22 protein-coding genes are annotated in these 23,505 nt (G+C 47.9%); 15 read left to right on the plus strand and 7 right to left on the minus strand.

Annotated elements, in window-relative coordinates:
- Genes B9Y58_RS04060 through B9Y58_RS04075 form a run of 4 tightly spaced genes read left to right on the plus strand, consistent with a single transcriptional unit; the run spans position 1 to position 4,623 of the window.
- Entirely contained in the window at positions 1-1,743 is a 1,743-nt protein-coding gene (locus B9Y58_RS04060; RefSeq protein WP_073054437.1) for an FISUMP domain-containing protein, read from the plus strand.
- 18 nt (positions 1,744-1,761) lie between these two features.
- Complete coding sequence (locus B9Y58_RS04065; RefSeq protein WP_083532198.1) at positions 1,762-2,700, plus strand: fibrobacter succinogenes major paralogous domain-containing protein; 939 nt, start codon at positions 1,762-1,764, stop codon at positions 2,698-2,700.
- Positions 2,701-2,718: 18 nt separating this feature from the next.
- Positions 2,719-3,606: a fibrobacter succinogenes major paralogous domain-containing protein gene (locus B9Y58_RS04070; protein WP_073054441.1), complete on the plus strand. Its 888-nt coding sequence runs from the start codon at positions 2,719-2,721 to the stop codon at positions 3,604-3,606.
- Between the two features lie 18 nt (positions 3,607-3,624).
- Positions 3,625-4,623, plus strand: a complete 999-nt coding sequence (locus B9Y58_RS04075; protein ID WP_083532199.1) for a fibrobacter succinogenes major paralogous domain-containing protein — start codon at positions 3,625-3,627, stop codon at positions 4,621-4,623.
- Positions 4,624-4,895: 272 nt separating this feature from the next.
- Here the strand turns inward: B9Y58_RS04075 and B9Y58_RS04080 are convergent, their stop codons facing one another.
- The 7 genes from B9Y58_RS04080 to B9Y58_RS04110 all read right to left on the minus strand — a co-directional run bounded on the left by B9Y58_RS04080 (position 4,896) and on the right by B9Y58_RS04110 (position 12,197).
- On the minus strand, positions 4,896-5,519 hold the full coding sequence (locus tag B9Y58_RS04080; protein WP_073054443.1) for a recombinase family protein: 624 nt from the start codon (positions 5,517-5,519) through the stop codon (positions 4,896-4,898).
- A gap of 566 nt (positions 5,520-6,085) precedes the next feature.
- Positions 6,086-6,949: an ArdC family protein gene (locus tag B9Y58_RS04085; protein WP_073054444.1), complete on the minus strand. Its 864-nt coding sequence runs from the start codon at positions 6,947-6,949 to the stop codon at positions 6,086-6,088.
- 197 nt (positions 6,950-7,146) lie between these two features.
- Positions 7,147-7,506 (minus strand): SpoVG family protein, encoded by a 360-nt coding sequence (locus B9Y58_RS04090; protein ID WP_233247830.1) that lies wholly within the window; start codon positions 7,504-7,506, stop codon positions 7,147-7,149.
- Positions 7,507-7,641: 135 nt separating this feature from the next.
- Positions 7,642-8,049, minus strand: coding sequence for a hypothetical protein (locus tag B9Y58_RS04095; RefSeq protein ID WP_143154645.1), 408 nt, complete (start codon positions 8,047-8,049; stop codon positions 7,642-7,644).
- Between the two features lie 290 nt (positions 8,050-8,339).
- Positions 8,340-9,158, minus strand: a complete 819-nt coding sequence (locus tag B9Y58_RS15120; RefSeq protein WP_073054448.1) for a TniQ family protein — start codon at positions 9,156-9,158, stop codon at positions 8,340-8,342.
- Positions 9,158-10,384, minus strand: a complete 1,227-nt coding sequence (locus tag B9Y58_RS04105) for an ATP-binding protein (RefSeq protein WP_073054450.1) — start codon at positions 10,382-10,384, stop codon at positions 9,158-9,160. The genes B9Y58_RS15120 and B9Y58_RS04105 overlap by 1 nt, the downstream gene beginning before the upstream one ends.
- Complete coding sequence (locus B9Y58_RS04110; protein ID WP_073054452.1) at positions 10,377-12,197, minus strand: DDE-type integrase/transposase/recombinase; 1,821 nt, start codon at positions 12,195-12,197, stop codon at positions 10,377-10,379. Before B9Y58_RS04110 ends, B9Y58_RS04105 begins: the two co-directional genes overlap by 8 nt.
- Positions 12,198-13,190: 993 nt before the next feature.
- Between B9Y58_RS04110 and B9Y58_RS04120 the strand changes: the two genes are divergently transcribed.
- The 11 genes from B9Y58_RS04120 to B9Y58_RS04170 all read left to right on the plus strand — a co-directional run bounded on the left by B9Y58_RS04120 (position 13,191) and on the right by B9Y58_RS04170 (position 23,503).
- Positions 13,191-14,237 carry a BamA/TamA family outer membrane protein gene (locus B9Y58_RS04120; RefSeq protein WP_073054454.1) on the plus strand — a complete coding sequence of 349 codons (1,047 nt, stop codon included), beginning with the start codon at positions 13,191-13,193 and terminating at the stop codon, positions 14,235-14,237.
- Between the two features lie 137 nt (positions 14,238-14,374).
- Positions 14,375-14,614, plus strand: a complete 240-nt coding sequence (locus B9Y58_RS04125) for an acyl carrier protein (RefSeq protein WP_072801095.1) — start codon at positions 14,375-14,377, stop codon at positions 14,612-14,614.
- A gap of 92 nt (positions 14,615-14,706) precedes the next feature.
- On the plus strand, positions 14,707-17,103 hold the full coding sequence (locus B9Y58_RS04130) for a beta-ketoacyl synthase N-terminal-like domain-containing protein (RefSeq protein ID WP_073054456.1): 2,397 nt from the start codon (positions 14,707-14,709) through the stop codon (positions 17,101-17,103).
- Between the two features lie 24 nt (positions 17,104-17,127).
- Positions 17,128-17,859, plus strand: a complete 732-nt coding sequence (locus B9Y58_RS04135) for an SDR family NAD(P)-dependent oxidoreductase (RefSeq protein WP_073054458.1) — start codon at positions 17,128-17,130, stop codon at positions 17,857-17,859.
- The gene (gene fabZ / locus B9Y58_RS04140) at positions 17,856-18,302 is read left to right on the plus strand and encodes a 3-hydroxyacyl-ACP dehydratase FabZ (RefSeq protein WP_073054460.1); all 447 of its coding nucleotides are present in this window, start codon (positions 17,856-17,858) and stop codon (positions 18,300-18,302) included. The genes B9Y58_RS04135 and fabZ overlap by 4 nt, the downstream gene beginning before the upstream one ends.
- 141 nt (positions 18,303-18,443) lie before the next feature.
- The gene (locus B9Y58_RS04145; protein WP_233247831.1) at positions 18,444-19,097 is read left to right on the plus strand and encodes a lysophospholipid acyltransferase family protein; all 654 of its coding nucleotides are present in this window, start codon (positions 18,444-18,446) and stop codon (positions 19,095-19,097) included.
- On the plus strand, positions 19,094-19,939 hold the full coding sequence (locus tag B9Y58_RS04150; protein WP_073054464.1) for a patatin-like phospholipase family protein: 846 nt from the start codon (positions 19,094-19,096) through the stop codon (positions 19,937-19,939). Before B9Y58_RS04145 ends, B9Y58_RS04150 begins: the two co-directional genes overlap by 4 nt.
- A 2-nt stretch (positions 19,940-19,941) precedes the next feature.
- Positions 19,942-20,697: a flavodoxin family protein gene (locus B9Y58_RS04155; RefSeq protein WP_073054466.1), complete on the plus strand. Its 756-nt coding sequence runs from the start codon at positions 19,942-19,944 to the stop codon at positions 20,695-20,697.
- An 8-nt stretch (positions 20,698-20,705) separates the two neighbouring features.
- Positions 20,706-21,770: an ABC transporter permease gene (locus tag B9Y58_RS04160; RefSeq protein ID WP_073054468.1), complete on the plus strand. Its 1,065-nt coding sequence runs from the start codon at positions 20,706-20,708 to the stop codon at positions 21,768-21,770.
- 8 nt (positions 21,771-21,778) lie between these two features.
- A complete protein-coding gene (locus tag B9Y58_RS04165; protein WP_073054470.1) occupies positions 21,779-22,564 on the plus strand; it encodes an ABC transporter ATP-binding protein in 786 nt (261 codons plus the stop codon).
- A 12-nt stretch (positions 22,565-22,576) separates the two neighbouring features.
- Complete coding sequence (locus B9Y58_RS04170; RefSeq protein ID WP_073054472.1) at positions 22,577-23,503, plus strand: MlaD family protein; 927 nt, start codon at positions 22,577-22,579, stop codon at positions 23,501-23,503.
- The last annotated feature ends 2 nt before the right edge of the window (positions 23,504-23,505 follow it).

Consider the following 23,505-nt stretch of genomic DNA (forward strand, 5'->3'; position numbering starts at 1 on the left):
ATGAAAAACACGTTCTCTAGAAAGTTTACGGTCTGTGCCCTTGCGGGGGTGCTTGGTTCTGCGTTTATCGGCTGCGGGGACGACGGGTCGTCTTCGCCGAGCGCAAAGGGACTCCCTGCCGAAGTGGCTGACAAGGCGGAACTCGAAACCTACGAGTGCAGCATGGATGTCATCGGCGAGAAGGTCTATGTGACCGAACTCGAAGAGAACTACGAATGCGACGGCGAGAAGTGGTTTAAGTCCTACGACCAGACAAAGCCGAGTTCGACAGAGTCATCGAGCGGCAAGAATCCCGACGGCTCCAGCGACTCCAAGACTGCTGATAGGGATGGTTCGTCGAGTAGCGGAGTCAATAAATTTCTTCAGAATTTAGATTCTTCAAAATCGGTTTGGGATTACTTGAATCCTGATATTGATTATGGTGAATTTACCGATAAACGAGATGGTAAAATCTACAAGACCGTTGTAATTGGTGGACATGTTTGGATGGCTGAAAATTTGAATTACGCATATAAAGAGCCGACAGAAACTTTGGATTCTTTGAGCCTTTGCTATGAAAATAATCCTGTAAATTGTACATATTTCGGACGCCTGTATTTATGGTCTGCTGCTATGGATAGTGCTGGAGTTGCATCTGGAATAGCTAGTCAATGTAGTGAAGGCGTTGAATGTGCTGCGTCTTTTCCAATTCAAGGAGTTTGCCCCGAAAGCTGGCATTTACCTCGCTACAATGAATGGGAAAGTATGCTGAATTATGTTGATTACAGTGTGTCTGGAATTAAGCTCAAAACAATCGGTGGTTGGGATACCAGTAATGATAGCCATCCACTTACCAATGAGAATTCTTTTGGTTTTTCCATTTTGCCTGGTGGCATGAATTATCATAAAAAATATCAAAGTGTAGGAACAGGTGCTTATTTTTGGACTTCAACAGGTAGGCATATACATGTTATGAGCTCGGATTCTAGTATGGGAAGCTCTCTTCTTGATCGCGGTGCTTATATGTCTGTCCGTTGTGTCATGGATAGTGCTGATGGCTGGAGCTGGAATGTTCCCAAAAAGGATCGGTTGAATCCAAAGCTTACTTATGGAACAATGACAGATTCCCGAGATAATCAAACCTATAAAACTATTGAAATAGGAAATCAAGTCTGGATGGCGGAGAATCTAAACTTTGATGATGAATCGGGAAAAAGCTTCTGCTATGATGATAATCCCGATTATTGCGCTGTGACGGGCCGCCTTTACACATGGGCTGCAGCTATAGATTCTTCTACATTAGCAAATGATGAGAGTAATCCACAAATTTGCGGTATCGGGCATATATGCGACAGACTTACTCAGGAAAATCTTGATAAAAAAGCTATTCAAGGAATCTGTCCAAGTGGTTGGCATCTACCAAGCAGTACAGAATGGCGTACTCTCATTACAGAAGCAGGTGGCGAAAATTTGGCGGCACGAACATTAAAATCTAGTTCTGGTTGGAATACTGATTCCTATGGTTATGGTGATGGAACTGACGAAAAAGGTTTTTCCGCTTTACCTGCAGGAGATAGAAACAGAAAAGCGGAATTTACTGATGCTGGAAGTAGCACTGTTTTTTGGTCATCTTCTGAAGGAGAATGGAACGATTACTACAATTATGCGGCTTGTTTTGGTTTTCATGCAGGCAATAAAGTGACATCTGTTTATGATTTCAAAAATATCGCCCGATCAGTTCGTTGCATCAAGGACTCCGAGTAATAACCCAAAGGTTTCGCTATGAAAAATTTATTCGCCATGAACTTTGTGAAAGTGTCATCCTGGAGAGGCGGGGCGGCGGTAGGGTGCGTGCTCGCGGCGCTTTGCCTTGGGGCATTTGTGGGCTGTGACGATTCGTCGTCGGCGAGTTCCAATGAAACCGAAGCGTCTAGTTCGTCTGTAGTGTCTTCAGACAATGAAGTCAAGTCCAGCAGTTCCACGAAGGAAAACAAGGACTCTTCCGACTCCAAGAGTTCAAGTTCCGTAAAAGTATCGGCTTTATCATCTAGTTCTGTGGCATTGGCAACGCCTTGCAAGACTGAAACCGAGGACAGCTGCGAATATGGAACATTGAATGACGAACGAGATGGTCAGATTTATAAGACTGTTAAGATTGGTGACCAGTGGTGGATGGCGGAGAACTTGAACTATGAGGCGGCAAGCGGCAGTTACTGCTACGGAGAGACCAAAAGTGACCCCAAGACGGAAAATTGCGCCACATATGGGCGTCTCTACATTTGGTCCACAGCCGTGGGCATGTCCGAGGACGAATGCGTCTATGGAAGTTATTGCAGCTTGCTCAGGGGCAATGTGCAGGGCATTTGCCCCGACGGTTGGCACATTCCGACCAACGATGAATGGGGAGTCCTAATCATCGCAGTGGGCGGGTCCAACTCGTCAACTACGGGTGTTAAGCTCAAGGCTACAACGCTTTGGAAAGCTAAAGACGGCATCACCAATGTTGATGCCGTCGGCTTTGCCGCGCTGCCAGCAGGTGACAGGGGCGTCGGAGGCGGCTTCTACGGTGTCGGCAGTCTGGCCTATTTTTGGAGTGCCTCACAATACAAAGTCGATTACCCCAACTTTATGACCCTGCGCTATGACTGGCGCACCGCGTCCCTGAGCTACTGCCAAAAAGGCGAAGGCTTCTCCGTCCGTTGCGTCAAGGATTCTGACTAAATCTCAAAAGGTTTCCCCATGAAAAACACATTCGCGAAAAAGTTCACGGTCTGCGCCCTTGCGGGGGTGCTCGGTTTCGCCCTGACCGCCTGCGACGATTCTTCGTCGGCGGGGGGTGATGGCGGCGAAACATCGACCAAGTCCAGCAACTCTAGTTCTTCAAGTGTCACCCCGAGCGATGTCGAGGGGTCTAGCAAAACCGCTTGGGATTACTTGAATCCGGACATCGATTATGGAGAGTTTACCGATGAACGTGATGGACAAGTCTATAAGACGGTTAAAATCGGAGATCAGATATGGATGGCCCAGAACTTGAATTATGCTTACACTGGTGTGAAGTTCTACGGGGAAAAATACACCTCCGATTCCACAAGTTGGTGCTACGAGAACAAGGTTTCCAACTGCGACAAGTACGGTCGTCTTTATACCTGGGCGGCGGCCATCGATTCGGTGAAGTTGGCTAATGATGCGGACAACCCGTTGGACTGCGGCTTCAGCAAGCGGTGCGACCTGTCCGGTAAGGTCCAGGGGCTCTGCCCCAGTGGCTGGCACCTTCCCGATACTACGGAATGGAACACCCTTTTCACTGCGGTGGGCGGCGGTTCTACGGCTGGCACCAAGCTCAAGTCCCAGACTGCATGGCATCCTTTTACCGATCCATTTACCTTTACCGTCATCACTAGCGAAGATACCTTCGGTTTTTCTGCGTTGCCTGCTGGCATCATCTTAGCCTTTGGCACCTTCTCCTACGATGGCGACAAAGCGCTCTTCTGGAGTTCAACGGATGTCCATCGCGACGCTGCGTACTACATGGACTTGGACTTTGTCAGCGACCAAGCGCGCCTGTTCACCTCCAACTACAAGAACGGCGGCTTCTCCGTCCGTTGTCTCAAGGACTCGGACTAAATCTCAAAAGGTTTCCCTATGAAAAACACGTTCTCTAGAAAGTTTACGGTCTGTGCCCTTGCGGGGGTGCTCGGTTTCGCCCTTTCCGCTTGCGACGACTCTTCATCGGCGGGTGGCGATGATAACGGCGAAACAAGTGCCCTGAGCAGCAGCGCCAAGGTCACTGAACCAGCCGAAGTGACTGACGGGTCCAGCGACAGTCGCGAGGCATCCAATGATGCTCAATCTAGCGGCAATGAAAAATCAAGTTCTTCTGTCACTCCGAAGAGTGCAAAAAGTTCTTCATCGAGCGGGGACCCAAAATCTTCATCAAGTTCCGATATGGCTGAAACTGCAACTTCCAGCAGCGATGGCAGTATCTACGACGCGTCTGCTAACATATTGACCGACTTACGCGATGGTCGAAACTACAAGACAACCACGATTGCCCCTGTCGGAACGAATTATTCGGAAGTGTGGATGGCGGAGAATTTAAATTATAGGACAGAGAACAGTTTTTGTTATAGAGATAAATTCGAAAATTGTGATAAATATGGCCGCTTGTACCTGTGGAGTGCTGCGGTCGGAAAGACCTTGGAAGAATGCGGATACGGACATAAATGTGATCTTGGTGCAGGCTTTGTTCGTGGAGTCTGTCCAAAGGGATGGCATTTACCCAGCAAGTCAGAATGGGAAAACTTGATTGTAGCCGTGGATGACTCCATTACGGAATATACTTCTGACAATAAGGCTGGAAGAATGCTCAAGTCTACTACGGATTGGACGTTCGACGGGAATGGGGTTGATTCCTATTCTTTTTCAGCGCTTCCTGCGGGCAAAAGGGATATCTCCACTTATTTCTATAATGGATATTATGGTGAGGAATCCGAGTATGCGCACTTTTGGAGCTCTACAGTCAGAAATGATAACTGGGCATATCAAATGTCATTATTCTACTATCGTCACGATAATGCGACATTGAATGACAGTAGTAAAGACATGGGCTACTCCGTCCGTTGTGTGAAGGACTCGGAATAATCCCTACCCCCTATCCCCTAAATCCTGCCCCCTAACATTGGTTATCGAGATGATAGTGCTTGAAAGCCACCAATATAACACTGGTGGCCTGTTTTATCCCTTTTGTAACAGTAATATTACGCCGAATGCAACTCTTACATACCATCCGAAGATGAGTACGAAATTATTCTTCCCGCCGAAATAGCAACACCAATGTCGGATATAATGAAAAAAATAAAGCATCCGTCAGCCTAGGGTAATTTCCATTACCCCATGACGAACGGATGACATTTTTAGGCCGCATTCTGATGGTCTTGCCGTAGTAATTTGTAAAAGGTTGTTCTTTTTAACCCTAATTGCCGCATTGCCGCCGTCGCTGTTAGCGTACCAGATTTGACTTGAGTGATTGCGTCATCCCAGCCTTCTGGTTTCGGAATCGATTTTTTTCCGAAGTGAACGCCGCGCTCCAACGCGAGTCTTATCCCCTGTTGCTGCCTAGATCTTATGTTGATCCTCTCGCGCTCGGCGACGTAACTGAGTATCTGTAAAACGAGGTCCGCAATGAAGCGGTTATCCAAATTATCTCCGCCAATTGAGGTGTCGAGTAAAGGCATGTCAAGCACTTTAATATCGCATTTTAATGTCTGAGTAATGTGCTTCCACTCGCTCTGTATTTCAGAATAATTACGCCCGATTCTATCGATTGAAAGCACCACAACTCGGTCTCCGGGCTGTAATGCCGGTAAGGACGATTCCGTGCCTACCAACGCTCTCCAAGCGCGTCTATCGAAATCCCGGCCAGAAGCCTTATCGCAGTACAAATACCGTTGATCGGTGATATATGGTTTTAGAGCTTCAATTTGTCGGTCTAGGTTTTGGTCGGTCGAACTGACCCTTGCGTAACCAAATGTTGCCATGGTGGTCTCCGTGTTAGATGATTAATGATTTTTTATGTAAGGCAGTCCCGTGAATGACTTGCCATTGTTCGGATTCGTCAACGCATGCGAAGCGAATGTGCGTGAAAGATGGGTGGTGCAATCCGAATGTGCGCTTTGCTTTTTCAGTGTTTAGCGCACTAATTTAAGCCGCATTTTGGACCTAAAAATAGTAGTGCGGTCTTGTACACTTTAACGACCTACTTTGTGCACGATTTTTGATGATGACGATGTCGGGTCTACATCAATAGGGTTTGTGTATACATGTGGGAATCTTACGGAAAAAACTTGAATGGTACAATGCTCTATATTAATATATATGTGATGAGTGTACCAATAGGGGTGCTTTGTAGGCGTGTCTACTTAGTAGTTGTACACCGATATGGGCTGGGTGACGAAAAAATTTTTCATCAGCATATAAACTTCTGATAGTTCGTTAGGGAATCCTAGCAACCAATGCATTATGCATTCTCATTTGGTAAGACGACGAGCGGATTGGGATGAATAGTTGGTTCATAAAATACGATACCCAGTCCGCTCGTTTTCATTTATTTTATGGTTTCACCGCATATATATTGTACAGCGCGTTCAGCCTTGCTAGCTGCAATCGGCAAAAGTGAAATATCATTGCGAAGCGCACGTATCCAAGACTGAATATATGCCGCGCTATCTTTGACGGTATACGTGCTGTCGATACCCAATTTGTGCAGTAAAAAGGTGCTACCGAGTTCGGCAATTAATTCTTCACGGCTATAATCTTCGCTGCCGAACGGAGCAATTTTTGCATTAGGCTTAAATCTGTTCAATCGATGAAAATGGCCCGTAGAGTGGGTTGCTTCATGGGCGAGAACCGAGTAGTATTGACTTGCCTCTGTAAAGCGTTCAATGCAAGGAACATTAATAAAATCCTTGGATACGGAATAGTATGCTTCTGTTGAAGACGTGTGAACTATGGAAATTTTTTCTCGCTTTGCGTAGTTGTTTATTAATGTTTCGGCATCGGCAATAGGTTTTGCTTCTTTAGTCTTGGTCAACCATTTTGGCATCATGCCGTCTACGTCGGCAATATCGAACACGATATATTTCTTAAGGAACGGAATCTGTTTAGTGACTATTTCACCATTTTCGTCGACTTCTTGCCTTTCAAGCATGGTCCAGAAGTAGACCTTATATCCGTGTGCTCCACGGCGTATACGACCATTGCATGCATGGATTTGATGGTACGTTGCCAATTCCCCTGACGATTTGCCGACCAAAAGTTGGTTGATTACGGAATAGGGACGGCCTGTGGCATGACTAACCAAAAGGCCATTACCCAGCCATGGGGCATGCCATGGCGCAAGCCCGTCGCCATTTTGCAGCATGGATATTACGGTATCGGTGATTTCTTGGTACGATTTATTATTAAGCATTGTAGCCTCCGTCAATTCATTTCATAGAATGCAATAGAAGGCGAGGGCAAGCCCGCCGTCGCTCTGCCAGTCGTTTCGACGTCGAACAACAAAAAAAACACCCAACGCCTCCACGTCGGGTGATTAATTGAAGGAAGAAAATATCGTACTATCCAGAGACTCGTTTCTTGCTAGGTCTGTAGATGTGGATACGCTTCTTAGCCATTGGTGGCCTCCGCGATTACTTGCTGATACTTTGTCAATACTGCGGCTTCGATGTGCTCGCGCATCGCTCGCGTTATTGGATTGCAGACGCTGCGATAATCCTCGCCTTTGAAGAATGGGTCTACTGGGTAGCCTACAAACAAGCCGTTGTCGCCGTCCATGACCCGCAAACCGCGAATCATAAACTGGTCGCCGAGGATAATGTTTGCAAGCGCCTTGATGTGCCCCATAGACGGCCCCTCGGTGAAGGGGAATATCTTGCAGTCGGTGACTTGCATTGCTGTGTTAGATTGGGCTTCGAGCTGCTGGATGCGAGCGACTAAGTCGGCTTTCTTCATTGTGCTGTAGTTCATTATTACCTCTTGATGATTGTTGCTTGTCATAGACCGCAATCCAATTCATGGGCAGTCCCGCCGACGTTGTGCCAGTCGTCTGTAATAGACAACAAAAAAATGTGCCCCTTGGGGCACTCGATTAGACTCGTTTAATTAGACTTCCATACAGTATGCATCTTCACACCAGCTTTCGATGTAGCTGGGATATGCCTCGCTGACTCCGTAATAGAACGTAATGCCGTTGGAGTCTTGATTGTCCGCCACAATATCGTCACGATGAAGCAAGAGGTAGTCTCTGTCCTCTTGGGTAGCCTTGATGTATTCGATATCGTCGGTGTTGTCGATTGCGCCGTTCCACAGGGAATGACCATAGACGCATTCTCCAGCACAGCGGATTGCCGTGATTGCGTCTGATTGCTTGGTCAAATCGAGATGATAAGTCTCAGCGGCTTTGCGTACTTCTGCTTCGATGGATTCGCCATCACCGTGCCCCCAGTGCTGATATAGGTAGGCAAGTGTCTTGCCATCATGTTTTAGGACAAATATGATTCGATCTGCCATGTAAACCTCGTATCGTTTCAGAGCTAATCCGTATATGAGGCAGTCCCGCCGAAGTTGAGCCAGTCTGCGTAGAAGAGCCGAAGTCGGAATTGATTGGGCCGAAATCGGCGTAAGGGAGTATTGAGCCATGTATCTTTATCGCTGTTCACGCGTGTGAATTTGCAAAAAGAGGATTCTTTGTTAGGGTACACGTTTTTCGATGAATGAGGACTCTCCATAGTCAGACGCCCCAAAAAGTAGGCATACAAAGATCGTCCATTTTTCAAAAAATTTAGGGGTAGGGTAGGGGATCAACGCGCTTGCTTCATAAATAACAGTAAGAGTATTATACGCGTGTCTATGCGAGTCGCATCAACCACATACTGAACGAATTGTGCATTCGGTATACAGATACCGCAATCAGCATAGAACTCGTGTAGATTCCGAACAATCCTATCGTAATCTACCAAACGACTGTTCCAGAGCGTATACCTGGCAGATAATCGGTGTAAACATTCAACATAATCGGCACTTACATCTATATCTGTATCATTAAAAGCGGTCACGACATAATTACTGTAATCTACTAGACGCTTGTTACATGGCGCATCAATAGCAGCCTCAATCGGAATCGTTGAGTCTGGAGGATTCAGAGTTGCGCTAGCGAGAGTTATATAAGTTGATGCTAGCATACAGCCATGCTTAACGCAAATCGAAACATCCCGCAACTGATGACAACGATGGTAATAGCACTCTCCGAACATCAATCGATCTTCTGTCGCACATTTCGGACAATAACGTATACGGCGAATCGTCGCATGATTTAACAGCATGTAGTCAGCTATGTCTATCTTGCCACTATGTTCCAAGCGGCTTAATGCAACACGACGTGCATACGCATCCATGTATCGAATATAATAGGGAATCATTGTATGTCGCCATAGGAACGCACCAATATCAATATACTGGCTACGTAATGCAGTCTTGATGTCTTCACTAAATTTTATGGCAAATTCAGCACTAAGTGTACGACATCGTGTAATTACAGAACATCTGCAATGACCTACCCATCGTGAGAGCCAGCTAGAGATCAGTTCATCCGGGTAAATCTTCGGCATGTACGCAAGCATCAGATTTCCTCTACGCTAAACAACGAACGTAAACAGCCTATCAAGTCACCACCAGAGCGTTTATACTCCGCAACGACATCGGCCATCGTCCTAGTGACGGCTACATGTAAGGAAGCTTCCTTAGGTGTAGGCAAATGTTCATGCTTTAGCCTAGTAGTTTGTGATAATCTTGGCTGTATACTAGGCAGCGTATGTCTATGAAGCATTCGCATTCGTTCGTTATACGCTATAGTCAGCGAGTCCAGCCCCAATGATTCTGTACCGCGAAGAATAGCTACTTGCTGAGCGTCATGGACCAAAGCTACAAGTGACGAAGGCAATCCACCGGAATGCGTAAATAACCAGTTATAAATGGACTCGTTAAGAGCAGACTCTTTGCCCACATACTGGTAAGCGTACATGGTCGAACAGAGTCGATAAAATTCGTCTCCGTAGGTCATCGGGCCGTATTCGAGTCCAACGGTTCTTCGTGCCATCTGTGGGACTTGCTGAAAAAATCCAATACACTCTGGAGTCCCTATAAGCAGAAGACTTATTCCGGTTGTATTAATGAGCTGGATGAGCATCATATACAGTTGCCGACCGGCTCGATGTTCGACTATGTTCTGGATTTCGTCCACAACCAAGGTACCTACATGCAAGTGACATATTTGGCAAACAACTCCAAGTAATTGCTGACTGTTCACACGACCTTTACAGACCGTTTCATAGTAATTTGTGCCAAGCGCGTCATCTATCGCAATAACAATCTGATAAAGAAGCCCCTTGCAACTCGAATCGAATGGGCAGCTAACTAACAACACCGGAACAATCTTGTGGAATGAATCTTGTATATCAATGACGCCACCCAACAGTTCAACGGAATATTGTAAGCATGAAGATTTTCCAATTCCAGAACAACCGATAACTGTAGCACTGGTTGCACCAGAAACGACGCCGTGATACTCTAAACCGTTCATCCAACGGTATGTTGCATTAAGCCGTCTTACGCTGTCGGGATTACCTTTTTGTTCCAAGCTCATACGCGTCATCGTATATAATTTGTGGTAGACTTCCACACACATCGTCGTCGGTACGAAGATTCGGTAGACATCAGTCAGTCGCATTAATCGGTCACTGGCTGACATTAATCGAACATCGGCACTATAATCTGGTAGGCGAGTCAGCGCATCAATTAAGCAGGCTCCGGTTAGTAGGGGAGGAAGATAGCTTGCGAAATCAGCCATTGGACGCCTCCTTGACGAAATCCTTATGTGTGTCTATACGCGCAATCTCGCGCGTTTCGCGTATATTTTTGATGTTTGATGCCGCGCCATGCCCAGCATTAGCAACAATAGTCTCAATATGATTAGCTAGGTCAATCTTACCTTGTAACGCTTTGGTTCGGAATCCACCCACAAAGCATCGGATGTCCTTAACAAAGCGGTCCTTCTCGTCGAAACTCATATCTGCAAACCGATCTTCAATCAGCGAAAACTCGCAGTAGTCATCAGTCACTAGGTATACCGATGACGTGTTATCTGGATTATACGCAACAATCGCATCGTCGCCACGAAGGTAATGCTCGACATAACCATCGTGATGGTAGCGGAGCCCATTTACTAGCAAACCCTTACGGCTAAATTTACCTTTGGTTCGCGGCAACAGGATGAGCATTAGACGTTTCTTGTCAACCTTAACCAATCCGTCAGCGCTTAACGACTTGGCATAGTTCCAAACGCTTGCGGCATGTGGCGGAACTCTTTTAGCCAACATTTCGCGAGTATACGGGAAATTAGCCAGTACACGTTGTGTATTATAGTGAAGTATAGTGCGAATAACGACTTTTTCAAACTCCTCAAGCGTCAGTGTCGCATCTAGGCGATAATCATGCCCACCACGACGTCGAAAATCTGTCTCAATAACACCATGTCCCTTAAGATATGGTTTGAAGGCCTCTTGAATAAGGCTAAACAACTTCTCCACGGGGCCTTTAAGCTCTGGCCTGAAAGCTGGCAAATTGACGACCGTAACGCCTAATTCACTGAGCTGTTCAAAATTCGCGCTTGCAAATTCGGAACCCTTATCGGTAATATATGTAGCCATAAGCGTATTACAATCCCAGTCATGAGAGTCTATAAGGATTCCAAATTGATGGCACCAATTAACCTTATCGGTTACGGCATTCAAGAGCATGTTTCGGACAGAATACATGCCGCCTTCCCACGTGAGACTGTAGGCGGTACACATAGAACTAAACGCATCCACGCATACGGTCAGCAAGGGGCGACCCACGACACGCTTGGCAGCATCGCATAAGTATATATCGCATACAGACGAGTCAATCATCGCGACTCCGATGGTTGCAGAGAGCTGTTGCACCCCAGCGCCAAGAAGTGGACGGCGGTTCATCTGATATGCCTTGATACCATCCCTTGTAATAAACTCCGTCTGTAATTTGCGGGTTTTACGAAAGTAGTATCGAAATTGGTGAATAGAAGGATGATGGGGTAGGAGGCTACCAGTAGTATCACAATATCGTTCCTTGAGCATCATTACGTATGTCTCTGGTATGCTTCGGCCAAACCGCGTGTAGTAATATCTATTGATAGCCCATCGCATATTTCGCTGGTCCTCGCTGAGATTTGGGCGAACACGTAGGGGAGGCGCAAAAATAGCTTTGGTCTGGTAGACCAGATAAAGATTAAGATCGTCTTTCAATCGACGTCGACTCAAGTGTAACGATTCCGCTGACTCTGCTAATACGGAGAACCGTTTACGTTCGTCAGTCAAGTACATTAGTGCTAGGGCGATGCGAGCGAATCGATGATTGCATGCTTGTTCTTGTCGTGCGTTTAATTGCTCCGGAATGTGTCGGTTATTGGCCGATTGCATTTCTGACTCGCTGACGACGACTGCTCCGGCAAGTTCGTCTTCGCGCATGAACCTGGGTGCGCCGATATTGGTACAGTTGATGACAAGTATCATCCCGTCACCAGAAGAGGAGAGGACACGATATATACACCCATTATGCTTTAAAAGCACTTTATCCTTGAACATGGTTAGTCTCCTTATTTGTTACAACTCCCCAGTCAGTCACTCCGCGCCTATACCAGTAGTCCCTAGAGGCATCCAAAATCCGCACAGTCATTGGTTTAATAAGATGCTTACGACTTACACATTCGCGGACTGCAAATGAACCGCTTGTCCTCCGTATATAGAAGTCTGATGTGTAATCGCCTATTTCAAGTCCCCGCAGAGGCAAATTACATGTGAACGATTCCACATCATCGCTAGCTTGCAATATCTCCGCGTATGCGGATTGCAAGTCATTGTAGCACCTACAGACGTCGGTAGACTTGCTTAGATTACGTTTTGTGCATCTGGTTTTGGGATTACTCTTCTGCAATTTGGCGCCTCCAAATCCCGAAAAATGATTCCGAAAAACATTGATGTATGCCGAAATCCGCATTATTTGCCGAAATCCGCAAAATGAATTGGCGTTTTTGTATCAATTTGGGCATTCTTGAACCTCCGAAATTTGCGATATCGGACTTACTCCATGTCCTATAGCACGGTGTACTTCCATATTGGAGTTGTCCAAAGTTCCACCTATTCAGACCTGGTGCAGACCGATGATCCGGCCAGAGTCAGCAACAGTTCGAACTAATATCGTCATTAATGTTATGGACGGTCATCCAGTGCGATATATGCCGAAATTTGCCGGATTCCGGCAATTATGGCACCGTACGCGCCGTCTTACGATATCGGAGAACCTACGAGAACGAGTACGACAGTTGTGACGAAGTCGACTGGATTCGGCCAGTCCATAGCCCAACTGGTCCGACAATTCCTACGTGGAAGTCTATTTTGCGCCATGTGGAAGTCGGCTGTACGTCGCGACATTGTAAAACAAGCCTCCCCTGAATTTTCAACATCTTTATTGCCGATAATGCGGATTATGTAAACTAAATATTCTCAAAGAAAAGAGACTCTTGGCCAAGGGTTGTTCAAAACAGCAAAATTTGTATAGAAATTATTTATATTTTAAAAATGAAACTCGGTGCTCTTGTCGCCCTCTTACTTATCATTCCCCTTTTTGCAGAAGACTCTTTTCAGCGTTATTCGGTCGTACCTATACTCGGGTATACCGAAGAAACCGAATTTCAGTACGGTTTCATGGGACTCTTTTTTCTTAAGCCCGAAACTGAAGGTGGCAAAGTTCCTGAAATCGGGATTACCACCTACGGTTCTACCAGAAACCAGCTGCAAGTGGCATTGGAACCCTATTTTTACTTTTTTCACGATCAAATTACGGTATGGTCCATTCTCAAATACCAAGATTGGATTGCAAGCTACTTCGGACGAGGAAATGACCCCGATATTGACGAATACACACTCTTTGACCGCAAAAAGTTCCATGGCGGAACTCGGATAGAATCTAGAATCGGCATTCCCAAAGAATTCAAATACGGCTTAGAGTTGCATATAGAACACACCGACATTTCATTCCACGAAAGCGATTCTAAACCTCTCCCCCATTCACATTCGGGCTGGCGTAACGGACTAGGCTACCTGCTTGGCTTAGATACCCGTGACAACACCAACTGGACTCGCCACGGCTACCTGGTGCAATGGCAACAAATGTTCTACAACAATCACCTGGGCGACTATACCTTCAATGTAGAAACCCTCGACTTGCGTGGCTACTCGAGTTTGTCTAAATCGACTACGACGGCAGTCGGCTTTTTGTGGATGCGCGCAGACGGCGATGTTCCTTTTGATATGCTGGCAGGTCCTGACGGAATCAGCCGTTTCCGCGGCGTAGAAAGTCTGTATTTTGGAGACAATCAGGCGGTAATCATGCAGGCAGAAGTCCGTCAATTTATTTGGTGGCGCCTAGGTAGCCATGTGTTTTTTGAAGGCGGAAAATCAGGCCGTTACTTTAGTGAACTTGCGCGTAACGACTGGCACCGGTCCGTTGGCGTAGGCGCTTTACTCGGACTTAACCTGAAAGAAAACTTATTCGCAAGAGCGGACTTTTCTTGGGTCGATTTTGACCATTTAGGTCTCTCTTTTTACGTTCGTCAAGCTTTTTAGCACAAAATCGCCAAGAAATTGACTGGATATGTGCATTTCGTCCTTAATTTAAGTCTATATGTCGCTTTTGTAGTAAAATTGACAATGCATTTATTATTTTTTTCTATCTTTGTCTCAAAAAAGTTACGAGGTATAATATGAATGAAATGAAAGAAAAACTCAAGGCCTTCTTTATGTCTGATCTCGGCGTCGATGGCGACGTGCTCCAGTTCGATACCCCGCTTTTCGGTGAAGAAATTGGCCTCGATTCTGTGGATTCCCTTGAAATTATTTCCTTTGTGGATTCCAATTTCGGTGTTTCCATGACGGGCGTTGCCAAGGAAAACTTCCAGAGCATCGATACAATCGCTGCTTATATCGAAGCTCACAAGGCCTAAATAATTTAGCCGGGGATACGTTCTCGGCTCTTTTTTTGTTTTTCTAGCATCCTGGAGCTCGGCAATAGGATGCATCTATCTTTGGAAGAATTATGACCCCTAATGACAAGCGTTGTGTAGTTACAGGTTTAGGCGTCATTTGTGCCGTCGGTAACAATGTCGAAGAAACTTGGAAGAATGCCCTGGAATCGGTTTCCGGTATTCATAAGACCACTTCTGTTGATACAGTAAACTGCTATGCGGACTTGGCTGCCGAAGTCAAGTGCGATACCCTCGATGAAATTGACGCTCCCGAAGAAAAGGACCGCGTCTCGAAACTTTGCATCAAGGCTGCAAACGAAGCCTTGGCCGATGCAGGCCTCAAGAACTTTAACGACGACCAGCGTGTGAGCGTGGTTATCGGAAGTTGCGTGGGCGGCGTTCTGTCGATTGAACAGTATCATCAACATGGTCGCAACGCTTCTGAAATCGCCAAGATGCCGATTGCATCTATTGCGTCTCAGGTGGCTGAAACTTGTGGTGCTGGGGGCATTGTCACGAATGTGGCGAATGCTTGTGCCGCGGGTACGATTTCGATTGCAGTCGCTTGCGACTTGATTCGCGCCGGCAAGGCAGATATTGTCATTGCGGGCGGTGCCGATTCTTTTGCCTCAGTGCCTTATTCCGGATTCCTTTCATTGCATGCTCTTGATGAAAACGGATGCTCTCCGTTTAATCGTTGCAATGGAATTACGCTTGGCGAAGGTGCTGGCATTGTGATTGTGGAATCTTACGAGCATGCGCAAAAGCGTGCTGCCAAGCAGTACTGCGAAGTGCTCGGCTCTGGCGTTACAAGCGATGCGAACCATATTACCGCCCCGCGTGAAGATGGCCTTTGCCTTAAAGAAGCCATCAACCGCTCCGTCAAGAATTCCGGCATTGCAAAGACCGACATCGGCTATATCAATGCCCACGGTACGGGTACGGGCAAGAACGATAACGCCGAAATGACGGCCTTCAAGGCCTACTTTGGCGAAGAGAACCCGACGGTTTCCGTGAGCTCCACCAAGGTGCTTACAGGCCACTGCCTGGGTGCTGCCGGTGCGATCGAAGCTGTTTTCAGCATCAAGGCCCTGACCACCGATACAGTGCTTCCGACCTTCCCGTATAGCGAAGAACAGTCCGCCGCCCTCAAGGAAAAGGTCGGCGACATGGACTTTGTGCAGAACAAGGCCCGCCACAAGGACTTGAAGTGCGTACTCAGCAACAATGTTGCCTTTGGCGGTACCAATGCGGCGATTGTCTTCTCGAAGGAAGCGGGTAACGTGTCTGCCCAGAGTGCTGCAAGCAAGAAGATTGCCGTGACGGGTCTTGGAATTGTATCGCCGCTCGGCAACAGCAAGACCGCTTACGTTGAAGCCGTAAAGGCCGGCAAGAAGCCCGAGTCCGCCTCGGTGCGTTCTACGATTGCCTTGGATGACTATAAGGAACTTGGCATCAAGATGGCGTTCTACCGCAAACTCGATAACCTAGGTCAGCTCCAGACTGTTTCGGGCATGCGTGCGCTGCAAGATGCAAACTTCGTGGTTTCCGACCAAAATGCTATGGATATCGGCATCATCGTGGGAACCAGCGAAGGCGGTCTTGGCGCCACTTACGATTTTGAAGAACTGATTGCTGAACTCGGTAATGCCGGCGGTTCCGCCTTCAAGTTCCCGCACACCGTTTACAATGCGGCTGGCGGTTACCTCTCTATTTGTTCGGGCATCAAGGGTTACGGGGTAACCATTACCACCGGCCCGCTTTCGGGCCTCGATAGCATCGGCTACTCCATGAACGTAATTCACGACGGTCAGGAACAGGCCATGATGGCTACCGGTACCGACGAAAACCTGCCGATTATTACGGAATTTGCCCAGAAGCTTGGCGTGGCCGCAAACGATGTAGTCGCTCCTTACGCAAATGCCGAAGGCTTTGTGGTAGGTGACGGTTCCGTGTCGATTCTGCTCGAAGAGGAAGAATACGCCAAGGCCCGCGGTGCCAAGGTTTACTGCTACGCTCTCGGATTTGGCCATGGCCGCAAGAACGTGAAGTTCGGTAAGCTCTCGGGTTCTGACGAAGCTTTGGACAAGGCCATTGCCGATGCCCTGGCCGATGCCGACATTACGGCAGCCGACGTGGATGCGGTCTGCGGTTTTGCCAACGGCTACAAGAAGATTGACGACATTGAAAAGGGAGCCCTTAAGCGCGTGTTTGGCGAAAAGCTTGCCGCGATGCCGCTCTTCGAAGTCAAGGAACGCACCGGTGAAGGCCGTGCGGGGTCTGCAGCCCTTGCCGCTGCCGAAGCCGCTCTCCTTTTGAGCGGTGAAATGGCAAACGACAACGCCTACTTTGTGGCGGCAGACGGTTCTGTCTCGGCAAAGACGGCTGAATCGGCAAATCTCAAGAAAATTTTGGTTATCTCTTATGCGACGGGCGGTTCTTACAGCGCAGTCGTGTTCGGAAAATAGTGTTTAGGTAGAAGGAGCTTGAATATGAAAGTAGCTTTGGTAACAGGTGCATCTAAGGGAATCGGCAAGGCTTGTGCCTTGCGCCTTGCTCGCGATGGCTATACTGTCGTGGTGAACTACTCCAGTTCCGACGAGGCTGCCCAGCAGACTTTGGACCAGATTAAGGCCGAAGGTGGCGACGGCATGATTTACAAGGCGAATGTCGCCGACCTTTCTCAGGTGAAAGTCATGGTTCGCGAAGTCTTCAAGGCTTACGGTCGCATTGACGTGCTCGTGAACAACGCAGGCATCGTGCGCGACGAATACTTGATGATGATGAATCCGGAAACCTTGGACAAGTGCTTCGACCTGAACGTGAAGGGCTATTTCTACTGCGCACAGCAGGTGGCCGTGAAAATGTACAAGCAGAAGTCCGGCGTGATCATTAACATGAGCTCCGTGTCTTCGAAGTTTGCTCTCGCTGGCCAGGCTGTTTACAGCGCCACGAAGGGCGCCGTGAATTCCCTGACGCAGACGCTTGCCAAGGAACTCGGCGGTTTCGGTATCCGCGTGAATGCCGTGGCTCCGGGCTTTATCGCTACCGAAATGATCGAAGCGATTCCCGAAGAAACCCGTAAGGGCTATCTCGAAAAGATTCCTCTGAAGCGCTTTGGCTCTGCCGACGAAGTCGCAAATATTGTATCTGCGCTCGCTTCTGACCAGTTCGCCTACGTGACCGGCCAGGTGTTTGTGCTTGACGGAGGTCTTTCTCTATGATGAACATTTACGAAATCAGCGAAAAGATTGCTCAGCGTCCGCCGTTCCAGATGATCGAACGTGTCACGGAACTTACGCCGAACGAGTCTGCCGTGGGCATCAAGAACGTGAGCGTGAATGAGCCTTACTTTACGGGACATTTTCCTGGAACTCCGATTATGCCGGGCGTGCTCATTGTGGAAAGCTGCGCTCAGCTTTGCTCGCTCGTGATCGAAAAGCCTGCCGAAGATTTGGAAAAGAATCTTTATGTGCTTTTGAAGATTGACGGATTCAAGTTCGTGAAACCGGTGATTCCGGGCGACCAGCTTGAAATTTCCGTGAAGAAGACAAAAGAAGGTGGCGTGCTGGTCGGTTTTGACTGCATCGTGAAAGTGAACGGCAACGTTCATGCCAAGGGCGCCTTGACCTTTACGAGCATCCCGAAGGAAAGTTTAGGAAAGTAATGGCTAGTGTGTAATGTGTGATGACTAATGATAACTTCACATCTCACATTCCACATTTCACATCTCCTCTGCCTCTGAATTTTATATATCGTGAACGATAAAAAGAAAAATATTTTTGTCGAAAGTTTTATGCGGCTCTTTATGGTGATTGTCATCTACACCGTGCGAGTCTATTTGCTTGTTTGGTACCGCCCGAAGGTGACTTTTGTCGGTAACACGGTAAAGTCTCCGCGCCTGAAGACACCGTCGGTGATTATTGCGAACCATACGAGTATGTGGGACCCCCTCATGATGCTCGCTATCTTTTTCCATCACAAAAGCATCGTGGTGGCTAAAGACCAGATTGAAGACCCGCATTTTAGCTGGGCGCTGACCCGCGTGAAGTGCGTGATTCCTTGCGACCGCTTTAACATGGACACCGAATGGGCCTTGCTTGCCAAACGTGAACTGGAAAAGGGAAACAACGTCATTATTTTCCCCGAAGGCAAGTGCCGCTATGACGGCTTGTTGAACGAATTCAAGACGGGTTTTGCGTTCCTTGCTCGCAGTACAGGGGCGCCAGTGCTTTCGGTGGGAATCGACGGCATTTACAAGCGCGGTCACCGCACACAAATTGTTGTGGGCGAACCTGAAAAGATTGAACGCGTGAAGGGAATCCCTTCTTCGAAGCACTTGGCTGAACGCAGCGAATACTTCCGACAGAAAGTCTGGGGGCTCAAGCAGCAGGCGCTGGGTAAGTCTGAAGTGGCTCCGCTCCCGGTCGCATCTGAAACTCCTGAAGAGGTTCAGGCATGAAGACTGGGCTTGTGTTAGAAGGCGGTTCTCGTCAGACCATGTTCAGCGCAGGCGTGATTGACACCTGGCTTGACGAAGGGATTGATTTTAATTACGTGGCAGGAGTGTCTGCCGGAGCCCATGCGGCGGTGAACTTCATTACGCGTCAGCAAGGTCGCCTGCGTTTCATTGTGCTCCCGACGCGCTTGCAGAAAGGTAAAAAGTGGGCGAGCAAGTTCATCGGAATCCAAAAGGAATTCCACGCTTTGAACTACTTGGCTGCCGATGGCGAAATGCCGCTTGACTTCGAAGCGTATCGCAATTCTAAAATTGAATGCGAAATCGGACTTACCTGTTGCGAAACGGGACGAGCCGAATTCAAGAGCGAAAAGAACGACAAGAAACGTTTGCTCGACTTGATTAGCGCTAGCTGCGCCCTGCCTATGATTTTCCCGATGGCAGAACTCGACGGCAAGCATTATGCCGATGGATGCATTACCGCCGCAATACCGTTCGAGCGTGCGTTTGAAAAGGGCTGCGACAAGGTGGTAGCCATTTCGACCCATTATCCGGGCGAAGCGGTGACGGACTTCCGCAAGTACCGTGCGATTCTGAACCCCATGTACAAGCGCAAGTACCCGGACCTGTTCCGTGCTCTCATGGTCCGCCTGAAGCGCTATGACAAAATGTTTGCGAAAATTGAACAACTCGAAAAAGAAGGCAAATTGTTCTTAATTCGCCCGATTATCGACTTGTGCGACCAATTTGACACCAATATGGACAAGATGAACGAATCTTATGAGCATGGTGTCGAAATGGCCAAAAAACAAATGGACGATTTAAAAGCTTTCTTGGAAATTTGACAATGGCTGATACGAAAAAAATTCTTGTAATGGTGGCTAGCCCCAAGAATGAAAAAAGCGGTACGTTGATTCCGACGAAAGCTTTTGTCCAAGGTCTCGAAGAAAACGGAACCTTTGAAACGGAATATATCTTTATCGATAAAATGAACATCAAGCCTTGTCGAGGTTGCCTCAGTTGCTGGGGGCGCCCCGATGGCAGTTGTTTTATCAAGGATGATGACGTTCCCGCCATTCGTGAAAAATTGACGAATGCCGATATCGTCATTTGGAGTTTTCCGCTATTCCTGTTCAGCATTCCTGGACAGATGAAGGTTCTCATGGACCGCATTGTAGGCATGGTCCACCCGTATATGGGTCAAAAGTTGAAAGAAGGCTTGAACGCCTCCAATTCGAACCTTCATGGTCTACAGTTCCAGAAAGAAGGGCAGAAAATCATTCTGCTTTCCAGCTGCGCCTGGTGCGACCTAGATGTTGTCTACGAACCGATTAGAAAGCAGTTCGACATCATTCTTGGTCATAAAGGGTACCAACTCATTGCATGCCCGCAGATGCGAGCCCTCCACCACCGTGGGGGCGAGCGACGTCTGAATATTTTGCGCAAGCGTTACTGGCAAGGCGGAGCTGAACTCGCCAAGACTGGAAATATTTCGCAGGAAGCCATTGACCTTATGCAAAAGACTATCTTTAGTGATGAAGCCTACGAAAAATTGGTTGTGGAATTTGTGACACACATGTTTGACCGCGACGACAACTTTTAGAGGTTCGCATGTACGCTCAGACCGTTTCACTTCCAAAGAATCTTTCAGCCGGAAACAGCCAATTTCTGCTGAAGAATTGCATTAGGATTTTGCGAAACGGCCCGTTAACTATAGACGGGACGGACCTTGAGTCCATGGATTACAGCGGCGATGCCTTTTTTGCTCTTTTAGCAGACACCAGTGAAAAGTACGGTCACAAGCTGACCCTCGCCCACTTTAGCGAAGAAATCAAGGCGCAGCTCAGGGCGCTCAAGAAAGAGAGAATCCCAGAAAAAGTCAAGACCGGCTACAGCAATTTCCTCGAAGCCATCGGTGCAAAGACCGCCGTCATCGCCAAGGAAGTCGCTGAGGTGTTCATTCTCTTGAACATGAGCATCTACTGGATGATTTGCGGTCCCTTCGACAAGGGGCGCAGTAAGTTCGGCGGTACTGCCAAGCAGGTCTTTATGCTCGGTACCGAAGCAACCGGCATCTGCTTTCTGATGGTCGCTCTCATCTGCTTTATCATGGCGCTCCAGAGTTCGTTTATGCTCAAGGCCGTGGGCGGCGGTTCTTACCTTGCCTCAGGGCTTGGCTACCTGATTTTTGCCGAAATCAGTCCGCTACTTACGACCATCATCTTGGCGGGGCGTTCTGGCAGCTCCATTGCCGCTGAAATCGCGAACATGAGCGTCTGCGAAGAAATCAAGGCAATTAAAACCATGGCAATTTCGCCGGTGCAGTACCTGGTGGTCCCCCGCTTTATCGCGATGACCATTTGCACCCCGATTCTTGCCTTCTGCGCTGGCATTGCGGGCTGCCTTGCCGGTTTCCTGATTGGATACTTTTTCTTCGATATTTCGTTTGCGAACTACTTCCAGTCTATCCGCGACGGGATTCCGCCGATTCTATTCTTGAAGAGCACAGTCAAATCCATCGTGTTCGGTTGGCTTGTAACGCTGATTTCTTGCAACAAGGGTTTAAATGCCGAGGGCGGTGCCGAGGCGGTAGGCCTCGCAACAACCTCAAGCGTCGTGGTTTCGATTTCTGCCATCATTGTCGCGGACTGCGCGTTCAGCTTTATATTCTACTAGAGGTAAACATGGAAGACATTACACTCAAGGTAGATCACCTGAAAGCCGGCTACGACGGAAAGACCGTGTTGAACGACATTTCGTTCGATGTCAAGAAGGGCGAAATCCGCATGATTCTCGGAAGTTCCGGATGCGGCAAGTCGACACTGATGAACAACATCCTCAAGCTCTACAAGTCCGAAAGCGGAACGATAACCTTTTTCGGAAAACAGTTCGGAGCCAAGGAAGGCCTCGATTTCGAGACTCGCCTGCGTACGGGAGTACTATTCCAGAACGGCGCACTCCTTTCAGATTTGACCGTGGCCGAAAACGCCATGCTTCCGCTGATTCGCAGCATGCCCTACATGCCCAAGAAGCAAATGGAAGCGATTGTGGCCGACCGCCTTGAAAAAGTGCACCTGCTGCATGCATTCCACAAGTACCCCTCCGAACTTTCGGGCGGCATGAAGCGCCGCGCAGCCCTTGCCCGCGCCATCGCCCTGAAACCGGAACTGCTCTTTTGCGACGAACCCTCGACAGGCCTTGACCCGGTAACCGCCCGTTCCCTCGACGAACTGCTGCTGGAGCTCCGCGACACGCTCGGAGTCTCGATGGTTATTGTGAGCCACGAACTCGAAAGCATCAAGATCGTCTGCGACCGTTTTATTTACTTGAAAGACGGCTACGTACTCATGGACGGCACCTTGCAGCAAGGGCTTGAAAGCGAAGACCCGATTCTCAAGCATTTCTTCAACAGGCAATGTCCCAAGGAAGAAGACAACCATGAATATTACCATTTTAACTTTATCGATTAATTTGGAGTAACTATGGAAACCACACGCTCCGAACGAATCAAGATTGGTGCATTCATGCTCCTTTGCGGGATCATGATTTGCGTTTTCTTGGGTTATGTGCTTTCGCGCTTTTTGAACAAGGAATTCGACAACTATTACACCGTATTCAGTGAATCGGTCATTGGCCTATACACGGACGCCCAGGTTAAACTGAACGGTATCGATGTCGGTAACGTGACCGGAATTGAAATCGATTCGTCAAACTTGAGCCAGGTTGTTGTCCGCTTCCGCGTGAACAAGGGTACGCCGATCAAGATAGGTACTCGCGCGGGCATGACACACGGTATTTCGCTCACCGGCGAAAAACAGATTGTGCTTTCGGGCGGACGCTTTGACGAGCCCGACGTTGCCGAAGGCGGATTCGTTCCCGCCGAAAAAACGGCCTTCGATGAAATGGCGAATAAAGCCACCGACATTATTAGCCATATCGATTCGCTTTTGACGAACATCAACAAGATTTTCTCGTCGGAAAACGCAGAAAACATTAGCAGCGCCATCAAGAATTTTGAAGGAGCTTCCAGGAACCTGAATAACATGACTCAGAACCTGAACAAGCCCATCAACAACATTTCGAATGCGGCTGCCTCAATGAAAAACGTTCTTGCCGAAATCGAAGAAGCTAAAATTGCGGCTAAGACCAGCGAAAACATGGACCTAGTCAAGGAAAAGATTGCCGCAATTGACACCAAGAGCATGAACGAAAATATCACGCAGACTCTGGAGTCGATCAATCAGCTTTCCAAGCGCTTAGACCAGATGGTATACAAGAACCAAGATCAGGTCGGCGACGCCGTGGTAGAACTCAACGCCGTACTTGAAAACCTCGAAGAATTCTCGCAGAAAATCAAGAATAACCCGTCGGCACTAATTCACGCCGAAAACAAGTCTAGAAGGAAGTGATA

Source organism: Fibrobacter sp. UWB15 (assembly GCF_900177705.1).
Taxonomy (GTDB): domain Bacteria; phylum Fibrobacterota; class Fibrobacteria; order Fibrobacterales; family Fibrobacteraceae; genus Fibrobacter.